Origin of the sequence: Citrobacter sp. Igbk 14, assembly GCF_028069825.1 — a bacterium.
Classification (GTDB): domain Bacteria; phylum Pseudomonadota; class Gammaproteobacteria; order Enterobacterales; family Enterobacteriaceae; genus Citrobacter.
Genome location: NZ_JANEWM010000001.1, coordinates 176,483 through 187,107 on the forward strand (window position 1 = coordinate 176,483; position 10,625 = coordinate 187,107).

Annotated in this window: 8 protein-coding genes; all 8 read right to left on the bottom strand. The window is 53.4% G+C overall.

Translation table 11 applies throughout. The annotated features are described in order from the left end of the window. Positions 1–2 precede the first annotated feature (2 nt). Positions 3–980: an NADH-quinone oxidoreductase subunit NuoH gene (gene nuoH, locus NNN64_RS00770; RefSeq protein ID WP_003028063.1), complete on the bottom strand. Its 978-nt coding sequence runs from the start codon at positions 978–980 to the stop codon at positions 3–5. Beyond that, complete coding sequence (nuoG, locus tag NNN64_RS00775) at positions 977–3,703, bottom strand: NADH-quinone oxidoreductase subunit NuoG (protein ID WP_271440143.1); 2,727 nt, start codon at positions 3,701–3,703, stop codon at positions 977–979. The genes nuoH and nuoG overlap by 4 nt, the downstream gene beginning before the upstream one ends. An 81-nt stretch (positions 3,704–3,784) precedes the next feature. After that, the gene (nuoF, locus tag NNN64_RS00780; protein WP_271440144.1) at positions 3,785–5,122 is read right to left on the bottom strand and encodes an NADH-quinone oxidoreductase subunit NuoF; all 1,338 of its coding nucleotides are present in this window, start codon (positions 5,120–5,122) and stop codon (positions 3,785–3,787) included. Beyond that, positions 5,119–5,619 (bottom strand): NADH-quinone oxidoreductase subunit NuoE, encoded by a 501-nt coding sequence (nuoE, locus tag NNN64_RS00785; protein WP_006683660.1) that lies wholly within the window; start codon positions 5,617–5,619, stop codon positions 5,119–5,121. The genes nuoF and nuoE overlap by 4 nt, the downstream gene beginning before the upstream one ends. A gap of 2 nt (positions 5,620–5,621) precedes the next feature. Next, positions 5,622–7,424, bottom strand: coding sequence for an NADH-quinone oxidoreductase subunit C/D (nuoC, locus tag NNN64_RS00790; RefSeq protein WP_271440145.1), 1,803 nt, complete (start codon positions 7,422–7,424; stop codon positions 5,622–5,624). Positions 7,425–7,635: 211 nt separating this feature from the next. Beyond that, positions 7,636–8,298, bottom strand: a complete 663-nt coding sequence (nuoB, locus tag NNN64_RS00795) for an NADH-quinone oxidoreductase subunit NuoB (RefSeq protein ID WP_003028075.1) — start codon at positions 8,296–8,298, stop codon at positions 7,636–7,638. A 15-nt stretch (positions 8,299–8,313) separates the two neighbouring features. Continuing rightward, positions 8,314–8,757 carry an NADH-quinone oxidoreductase subunit NuoA gene (gene nuoA, locus NNN64_RS00800; protein WP_040230134.1) on the bottom strand — a complete coding sequence of 148 codons (444 nt, stop codon included), beginning with the start codon at positions 8,755–8,757 and terminating at the stop codon, positions 8,314–8,316. A gap of 626 nt (positions 8,758–9,383) precedes the next feature. Beyond that, positions 9,384–10,322, bottom strand: a complete 939-nt coding sequence (gene lrhA / locus NNN64_RS00805) for a transcriptional regulator LrhA (RefSeq protein WP_271440146.1) — start codon at positions 10,320–10,322, stop codon at positions 9,384–9,386. Positions 10,323–10,625 lie beyond the last annotated feature (303 nt).

Below are 10,625 nucleotides of genomic sequence, written 5' to 3' on the forward strand. Positions count from 1 at the left end.
CCTTATTGCGCCTGCCAGAGAATGACAGCCGCCGTTACCAGCAAGTTGACGAGCGTCAGCGGCAGACAGACTTTCCAGCCGAAGGACATTACCTGGTCATAACGAGGACGCGGTAACGACGCACGAATCAAAATGAACATCATCATGAAGAACGCGGTTTTCAGCGCGAACCAGACGAATGGCGGTAAGAACGGGCCATGCCAGCCACCGAAGAACAAGGTAACCATCAGCGCGGAAATGGTGACGATACCGATGTACTCGCCCACAAAGAACAGACCGAATTTCATGCCGGAATATTCAATGTGGTAACCATCGGCCAGTTCCTGCTCGGCTTCTGGCTGGTCAAACGGGTGACGGTGACACACCGCTACGCCCGCGATGGCAAAGGTGACAAAACCAAAGAACTGCGGAATAACGTTCCAGATATCGGCCTGGTTATTGACGATGTCGGTCATGTTAAATGAACCGGCCTGCGCCACCACACCCATCAGGGACAATCCGAGGAACACTTCGTAGCTCAGCGTCTGCGCAGACGCACGCATCGCACCGAGCAGCGAGTATTTGTTATTGCTCGACCAACCGGCGAACAGCACCGCGTAGACCGCGAGGCCTGCCATCATCAGGAAGAACAAGATCCCGATGTTCAGGTCAGCAACCACCCAGTTCGGACTCACTGGCACAATAGCAAAGGCCAGCAGCAGCGAGGTGAAGGCGATCATCGGTGCCAGAGTAAAGATGACGCGATCCGAGAATTTCGGGATCCAGTCTTCTTTAAAGAACATCTTGATCATATCCGCAACCAGCTGGAGTGAACCACCCCAGCCCACACGGTTCGGTCCGTAACGGTTCTGGAACAGACCCAGCAGACGACGTTCACCAAAGCTCATGAATGCCCCGCAGGTGACCACCACCAGCAGGATCACCACCGCTTTGAGAATGCTCAGCAGGATCTCAATCAGATCGGGTGTAATCCAACTCATTGTTGTGCCTCCTGCAGATCCTCAAGACGCGCACCTGCCAGAACCGGCGCGATGCCAGGCATGCCCATCGGCAAACCAACCTGCCCTGCCGTTAAGCCTTCAGCGATTTCAACCGGCAGCGTGACCGTGTTGCCATCGTAGCTGAAAGAAACGCGCGTGCCGGCATTGACACCCAACTTCGCGGCATCTGCCGGGTTGAGTTTGATGTACGGCTGCGGCATGCGGGTCTGGAAGACCGGTGCACGCTGGGACATTTCATCACTACCAAACAGATGGTAGTACGGTGCGATACGCCACTGACCATCCTGAGCCTTGAAGCTGTCCGGGATGGTGGTGAAGTAATCCAGGCCACCTTCAGATGCTTCAATCAGACGCACGCCCGGATCGCCATGACGCAGTTTACCGCCCACTTCATCCTGGAACTTGTTCCACGCTTGCGGGGAGTTCCAGCCTGGTGCCCAGGCAAACGGAATTTGTGAACGCGGTGCAGACGGCTGGTTGTTCCCTTCCATCGAGAAGGCGAACATGGTGTCTTTATCCTGCGGTTGGCGCGGCTCGTGCACGCTGATGTTAGCGCGCATTGCCGTACGACCACTGTAACGGTGTGGCTCACGCGCCAGTTTCTGCCCACGAATACGGAAGCTGGCATCCGGTGCGGCATCTTTAATGCCTGCCAGTTGCGGCAGCGCAGCAATCGCGGCGTCAATAACGTGATCGAGCTGCGTCCAGTCAACTTCGCGGCTCTGCACTGTGCTGTGCAGTGAGTGCAGCCAACGCCAACTTTCCAGCATAATGGTTTTGCTGTCGTAGTAAGACGGGTCATAGACCTGGAAGAAACGTTGTGCACGGCCTTCGTTGTTGATAACCGTACCGTCGCTTTCGGCGAAGCTTGCGGCGGAAAGCACCAGATGGGCATTTTCCATGATTGCTGTACGCTGATGGTCAACGACCAATACCAGCGGCGCTTTAGCCAGCGCAGCATTTACGCGAGTCGCTGAAGCATGGCGATGCAAATCGTTTTCCAGCACCACAACGGCGTCAGCACGACCTGTTTCCAGTTCAGTCAGCGCATCGTCAAGGGAACCACCGCCAATCATGCCCAGGCCCATGCTGTTAACAGAGCGGGCAATCATGGTGATGCCAACATCTGCGCCACGGCCTTTTAGCGCCTTCGCCACGTTAGCAGCAGCCTGAATCACTTCGGCGCTACCGGCGTTGGTGCCGGAAATAATCAGCGGTTTCTTCGCCCCGGCCAGTGCCTGAACGATAACATCAATTTTGTTCTGCAGGTCACGGTCGATGCCGTCAACCGCCGGTGCGTTGTTATCCAGCGCATGGGCGATAGCGAAACCTAAACGCGCCTGATCTTCAACCGGTGCACGGTAGGTCCATGCCGCGATATCATCCAGACGGGTGTTATCGACGTTGGTCACGAACAGCGGGTGTTTGGCACGCTGGCCAATGTTAAGGATTGCGGCGATCTGCCAGTCGGCCACTTTCTGTGCCGCTGCCATTTCACGCGCTTTCCCCTTCACCGCCTGACGCACAGCCAGCGCAACACGCGCCCCGGTCTGGGTCACATCTTCACCCAGCACCAGGACCGCGTCGTAAGATTCGATTTCGCGCAGAGCCGGGGTATGAATACCGCCGTCACGCAGCACGCTCAGCGCCAGTTGCAGACGTTCCTGCTCACCCTGGGCGATACCGGTATAGAAGTTATCCGCACCCACCAGTTCACGCAGCGCGAAGTTGCTTTCAACGCTGGCACGCGGGGAGCCGATGCCGATCACTTTCTTCGACTGACGCAGAATATCTGCCGCCCCCTGCATCGCCTGCTCAGCGTTCAGGGTGATCAGGTCATCACCACGACGCTGGACCGGCTGACGCGGACGGTCTTTCAGGTTCACGTAGCCATAGCCAAAACGACCACGGTCGCAGAGGAAGTAGTGGTTAACGGTACCGTTGTAGCGGTTTTCAATACGACGCAGTTCACCGTAGCGCTCGCCCGGGCTGGTGTTACAGCCAATGGAACACTGCTGGCAGATGCTCGGCGCAAACTGCATATCCCATTTACGGTTATAACGCTCGGAGTGCGTTTTATCAGTGAACACACCGGTCGGGCAGATTTCTACCAGGTTACCGGAGAATTCGCTCTCGAGCGTACCGTCTTCCGGACGACCAAAATAGACGTTGTCATGTGCGCCATACACGCCCAGATCCGCGCCGTCCGCATAATCTTTGTAGTAACGCACGCAGCGATAGCAGGCGATGCAGCGGTTCATTTCGTGAGAGATGAATGGCCCCAGATCCTGATTGCGGTGAGTACGCTTAGTAAAGCGGTAGCGACGGAAGCTATGACCGGTCATAACGGTCATATCCTGAAGGTGGCAGTTACCCCCCTCTTCACAGACCGGACAGTCGTGTGGGTGGTTAGTCATCAACCATTCCACCACGCTTTCACGGAATTGCTTCGCTTCTTCGTCGTCGATAGAAATAAAAGTGCCTTCGGTAGCCGGTGTCATACATGACATCACCAGGCGACCACGCGTATCTTCCGCGTTTTGATATTGCTTCACCGCACACTGGCGGCAAGCACCGACGCTCCCAAGCGCCGGGTGCCAGCAAAAGTATGGAATATCAAGGCCGAGAGACAGACAAGCTTCCAGCAGATTGTCCGCTCCGTTGACCTCATATTCTTTGCCGTCTACATGAATCGTAGCCATAGTCAGCATGCTTCCAGTTATCTTAGTCAGGGACTAAGCGTTAATCGAATTACTTATCGCGATGCAGGAGTAAACCCGCAATTACCAGCGCTCTTTCAGCAGGTTCGGCTGAATACCACTAATTACGTGGGTATTGCTGAAAGTCTGCTTAATGCCAGCTTCGAATTCTTCGCGGAAATATTTAATGGCGCTCTGCAGCGGTTCAACCGCGCCCGGTGCGTGTGCACAGAAGGTTTTACCCGGGCCGAGGAAACGACACAGTTGCTCAAGTGTCTCGATATCCCCAGGCTGGCCTTCGCCACGCTCCAGCGCACGCAGAATTTTCACACTCCACGGCAGACCGTCACGGCACGGCGTACACCAGCCGCAGGACTCGCGGGCAAAGAACTCTTCGAGGTTGCGCACCAGCGGTACCATGCCAATCTCGTGGTCAACCGCCATCGCCAGTGCTGTACCCAGACGGCTACCTGCTTTACCGATGCTTTCGAATTCCATCGGCAAGTCGAGATGTGCCTCAGTGAGGAAGTCGGTTCCCGCTCCGCCCGGCTGCCAGGCTTTGAACTTCAGGCCATCGCGCATGCCGCCCGCGTAATCTTCGAGGATCTCACGCGCGGTAGTACCGAAAGGTAGCTCCCACAGGCCAGGGTTCTTCACACGACCGGAGAAGCCCATCAGTTTGGTGCCCGCGTCTTTGCTCTTCGAAATGTTCTGGTACCACTCCACGCCGTTGGCGAGGATAGCCGGTACGTTACACAGGGTTTCGACGTTGTTCACGCAGGTCGGTTTACCCCATGCACCAGAGCTTGCCGGGAACGGCGGCTTGGAGCGCGGGTTCGCGCGGCGACCTTCGAGGGAGTTAATCAGTGCAGTTTCTTCACCGCAGATGTAACGCCCTGCCCCGGTGTGCACGAACAGTTCGAAATCGAAACCGGTGCCCATGATGTTTTTACCAAGCAGACCGGCTTCGGTCGCCTCGGCAATCGCGCGGCGCAGATGCACAGCCGCTTCGATATACTCACCGCGCAGGAAGATGTAACCACGGTACGCTTTCAGCGCAAACGCGGAGATCAACATACCTTCTATCAGCAGGTGCGGCAGCTGTTCCATCAGCAGGCGGTCTTTGTAGGTGCCCGGCTCCATTTCATCGGCGTTACACAGCAGGTAACGGATGTTCATGGATTCGTCTTTCGGCATCAGGCTCCACTTCAGACCGGTGGAAAAGCCTGCGCCGCCGCGCCCTTTCAGGCCAGCGTCTTTTACCTGGTTGACGATTTCATCCGGTGACAGCCCGGTCAGGGCCTTACGCGCACCTTCATAACCGTTCTTGCTACGGTATTCGTCCAACCAGACTGGCTGTTTATCATCGCGCAGACGCCAGGTCAGCGGATGTGTTTCGGGAGTACGGATAATGTCTTTCATTTATACCGCTCCAACAGTTCGGGAATGCCTTCCGGGGTTAAGTGAGCATGGGTATCGTCATCGATCATCATGTTCGGCCCCTTGTCGCAGTTCCCCAGGCAACAGGTCGGCAGCAGCGTAAAGCGACCATCAAAGGTCGTCTGCCCCGGCTTGATGTTGAGTTTTTTCTCCAGCGCAGCCTGGATCCCCTGGTAGCCATTAATATGGCACACGACGCTGTCACAATAGCGGATCACGTGGCGACCGACCGGCTGGCGGAAGATCTGGCTGTAGAATGTCGCAACACCTTCGACGTCGCTTGCCGGGATACCCAGCACGTCAGCGATCGCGTAGATCGCCCCATCCGGCACCCAACCACGCTGTTTCTGAACGATTTTCAGCGCTTCAATGGACGCCGCACGCGGGTCTTCGTAGTGGTGCTTCTCGTGCTCAATCGCTTCACGCTCAGCCGCACTCAGCTCAAAAGCCTCGGTTTGTGGTTGTTGATTCTCGTGCATAATTAGCGGTCCACATCTGACATAACAAAATCGATACTACCCAGATGGACGATAAGGTCGGACACCAGGCTGCCACGTACTGCTACCGGGATCTGCTGCAAGTGCGCATAACTCGGGGTACGGATACGAGTACGGTAACTCATGGTGCTGCCATCGCTGGTCAGGTAGTAACTGTTGATACCCTTGGTCGCTTCCACCATCTGGAAGGACTCGTTCGCCGGCATAACCGGGCCCCACGAAACCTGCAGGAAGTGGGTGATCAGGGTTTCGATATGTTGCAGCGTGCGCTCTTTCGGCGGCGGCGTGGTCAGCGGGTGATCCGCTTTGAACGGGCCTTCCGGCATATTATTGAGGCACTGCTCAAGGATGCGCAGACTCTGGCGCAGCTCTTCAACTTTCAACATGACGCGGGTATAGCAGTCGGACACACCACCACCAACCGGAACGTCAAAGTCAAAGTTCTCATAACCAGAGTACGGACGTGATTTACGCACGTCAAAATCAATACCCGTCGCACGCAGCGCAGCACCGGTACAGCCCCAGTCCAGCGCTTCTTTTTTGCCGTATGCGGCAACGCCCTGAGAACGACCTTTCAGGATGGTGTTACGCAGTGCGGCTTTCTCGTAGGAATCCAGACGCTTCGGCATCCAGTCAAGGAAGTCACGCAGCAGTTTGTCCCAACCGCGCGGCAGATCGTGTGCGACACCACCGATACGGAACCAGGCCGGGTGCATGCGGAAACCAGTGATCGCTTCGACAACGTCATAGATTTTCTGACGGTCGGTAAAGGCGAAGAATACCGGGGTCATTGCGCCGACGTCCTGAATGAACGTGGAGATGTACAGCAGGTGGCTGTTGATGCGGAACAGTTCGGAGAGCATGACGCGAATCACGTTCACGCGATCCGGTACGGTAATGCCCGCCAGCTTTTCGACTGCCAGCACGTACGGCATTTCGTTTACGCAGCCGCCGAGGTACTCGATACGGTCAGTGTACGGAATATAGCTGTGCCAGGACTGACGCTCACCCATCTTTTCAGCACCACGGTGGTGGTAGCCGATGTCAGGCACGCAGTCGACGATTTCTTCGCCATCAAGCTGCAGGACAATACGGAACGCACCGTGTGAAGACGGGTGGTTAGGACCGAGGTTGAGGAACATGAAGTCCTCATTTTCGGTGCTACGCTTCATGCCCCAGTCTTCCGGTTTGAAGGTCAGCGCTTCCATCTCCAGATCCTGCTTGGCTTTGGTCAGCTCAAATGGATCGAATTCGGTGGCGCGTGCCGGGTAGTCTTTACGCAGCGGATGGCCTTCCCAGGTATGCGGCATCAGCAGACGCGTCAGGTGTGGGTGGCCTTCGATATCGATGCCAAACATTTCCCAGGTTTCACGCTCATACCAGTTGGCGTTCGGGAACAGTTTGGTGAAAGTCGGTACGCGCAGGTCGTTTTCAGACAATGCCACCTTGAGCATGATATCGCGATTGCGTTCAATGGAGATCAGGTGATAGAAAACGGAAAAATCCGCGGCGGGTAACCCTTCGCGGTGCGTACGCAGACGTTCGTCCATGCCGTGTAAGTCAAACAGCATGACGTAAGGTTTCGGCAGTCTCTTTAAGAAATCGCCAACTTCGAGTAACTGTTCACGCTTGACCCAGACAACGGGTACCCCGGTGCGAGTCGCCTGAACGGTAAAGGCATCCGGCCCAAAACGGTTGCGCAGTTCGCCAATGACCGGGTCATCGAGGTGATCCCGTGTTTGCCATGCAGCGTCTTGCGCGGTTAAGTCGGTCATATTGTTCACCATTGCAAATGGTTCGTGGTAGTCGGCAGTGCTTCGCGCTGTTTATCCACTTCATCCTTCAAGCTGTCTCGGTGTTGGCTGCCTTCCCTCACCCCAGTCACTTACTGATGTAAGCTCCAGGGGATTCGCTCAGTTGCCGCCTTGATACACCTTGAATGATTTTGTGTATGTCTAATAGTTCACGAAGCGCAATGTTGCTGCCGACAGGCGCAAATTAAATCTCGTCTGGTGTACGAAGATTCGTTACAGCAATACGTTCGCCGCGTTTACGCTCGCGTTCTGACTGCATATTGGCGCGATAAACGCCCTGATCGCCAACCACCCAGGAGAGCGGACGGCGTTCTTTGCCAATGGAGTCTTGCAGCAGCATCAGAGCCTGCATGTACGCTTCTGGACGCGGCGGGCATCCCGGGATGTACACATCTACCGGAATAAATTTATCAACGCCCTGCACTACCGAGTAGATATCGTACATACCGCCGGAGTTGGCGCATGCGCCCATGGAAATAACCCATTTAGGTTCCAGCATCTGATCGTAGAGGCGCTGAATAACCGGGGCCATTTTGGTAAAGCAGGTTCCGGCTACGACCATCAGGTCAGCCTGACGCGGTGATGCACGCAGAACTTCCGCACCAAAACGGGCCACGTCATGCACGGCGGTAAACGAGGTCACCATCTCTACGTAGCAGCAGGAAAGGCCAAAGTTATATGGCCAAATTGAGTTTTTACGGCCCCAGTTAACCATGTCATGCAGTTTGCCCATGAACACGTTTTTGTTAACTTCTTGCTCCAGGGGGTCGGTTACGATCTCCTGTTTTTGCAGGGGGTAACGGTCGTTCTCACCGTTAGGATCTATGCGGGTGAGCGTATAATCCATCTTAATGCCTCGCGGTTAGCGTTGACGATTAGCGATACTGTTCGTTTCCGGGTTCATACGCTCGCGGCGTGAACGCGCGGGCGTCCAGTCCAGCGCGCCAATACGCACCAGATAAACCAGACCTGCCAGTAACACAAAAATAAAAATTGCAGCTTCCACAAAGCCAATCCAACCGCTTTCACGGATAGAAGTTGACCATGCGAACAGATACAGCGCTTCAACGTCGAAGATAACGAAGAACATGGCTACCAGATAAAACTTGGCAGACAGGCGCAAGCGGGCGGTGCCGACCGAGTCGATACCTGATTCAAACGGCACGTTTTTAGATCTCGCGCGTGCGCGACCACCTAAAAACCAACCGCCGACGAGCATCAGGCAGCACAGGCCAATGGCGACAATAAGAAAGATAGCGAATGCCCAGTGATGAGCGATGACTTCAGTGGATGTTGACATACTCATTGCTTACTCATCAAAAGTAGCGCCAAATTCTCTGCTCTTTTCGGCAGATGAACGCCACATCGATTCATGGGGAGGAATAAAAAAAACCTTACAATCACTGTAGAAAATCATTTATACAGCCAATTGATGGGGTTTTTTACTCCTTTCTATAACCTTTTGTCAACTTTAACAAAAGTTTCCTCACATTATTTTACACTACTCCAACTTCATTAACATAAAGTGCTCTTTAGACTAATTTCGATCGCATCATCAGTCATTTTTAATGTTGTTGAATCGTGTCCGTTGTGAAGTAAAAAAGATAATACACGTCTATTTTGACAGGAATTCGCACAGATGCCTCCCCCTAAATGGGAGTATTTTCTTGATCTGTGACACGCTTTTGTTAATTCACCATAAAAAACAGCAACAATTTCTCTAGTTTTTTAACATGGGAATGAACAGCGCCTCGAATGATTATTTTTTGCACTATTTGCAGGTGATTTTTTTACCTACTGATTTTGTTAAGTTTTGGTATACAAAATGGCATCTCCGACCATTATTTGCATAAAAAAAGAGCCGCTGGATGTTTTTTCATCACCAGCGACTCTTTTTTGCACTTACATTTTATAACGATTATTTATGGTACATCACTCAAAATCGCCTTCAACGATCAGCGAGTCGTCTCCCCCTTCAGGGGTAAACTGGTTGTATTGCCACGGATTTTGATAGGTCTGCATCGACTTAAAGATTACCTGAGCCAGCTCATTTTGTGAGGCAGGGTCGCAGCACAGCAAGTACTCCGTTTCCGGCAACGGTGGCAATCCGTCCGCCGCGCCCAGTACGCGTAAATCAGGGCTCATCATTTCTACAGGACGAGCAGTCACGCCCAACCCCGCCTTCACAGCCGCACGCACAGCCGCTAATGTTGAAGCAACATAGGCCAGACGCCACGGGATCTGCGCAGCGTTCAGTGTTGCCAGTACCATATCGCGGAACGGGCTCGGATCGTCCAGAAGCACCAACGGTACCGGTTCACCTTTTTGTAAAATATATTCGGCCGCACAATACCAGTGCGTCGGTGAGGTACGCAGATTCAAACACTCGAAATCGCCTGGCCGATTAGTCGTCACCACCAGATCAACTTCTTGTGACTTCAGCATATCCACCATGTAGGCGTTGCGTTTCACTCTGACATCCAGCGCAAGCTTCGGATAAACCGAACTTATCCGGTTGAGCAGAAAGGGAAGGATGGTATCCGCTGACTCATCGGAAGCGCCAATAGTTAACACTCCCTGAAGATTGTTAAACATTAATGATGAGCATGCCTCATCATTAAAACGCAATATTTTTCTGGCGTAACCCAGCAACTGAATCCCATGCTCGGTCAGTAGTTTGTTACGTCCATGGCGCGCGAACAACTCTTTCCCCACAAGTTGCTCGAGGCGTTGCATTTGCTGACTCACCGCAGACTGAGTGCGACATACCGCAGCTGCCGCAGCCGCGAAGGTATTCAGATCGGCCACAGCAACGAAGGTTCTCAGCAGATCGAGGTCGAGGTTAATTATCGGACGATTTGCATTTATCATAATTTTTCACTTACTCGCGGGTCATACCGGGTTAATGCTGTGCATTCAGAAACAAACAACTCCATTTGTAATGGACCTCCCTCGCCGTTTCACCAAGTGTAACCGGGTGAAAATAAGGATGTATTTGCTTTAACAAACGAAACAATTCCTCTTCAGCGCTATTTAATACCCGTGGTACTCATCGGAATATAGCAACGAGAAAGAGTCACTTTTTAGCTATTGGATGATTCTGACTAATGGAGAACATGTAAACTTTGTAAATTTAAAAAATAGTTAACGAACACTAATTTACACATTAAAAAC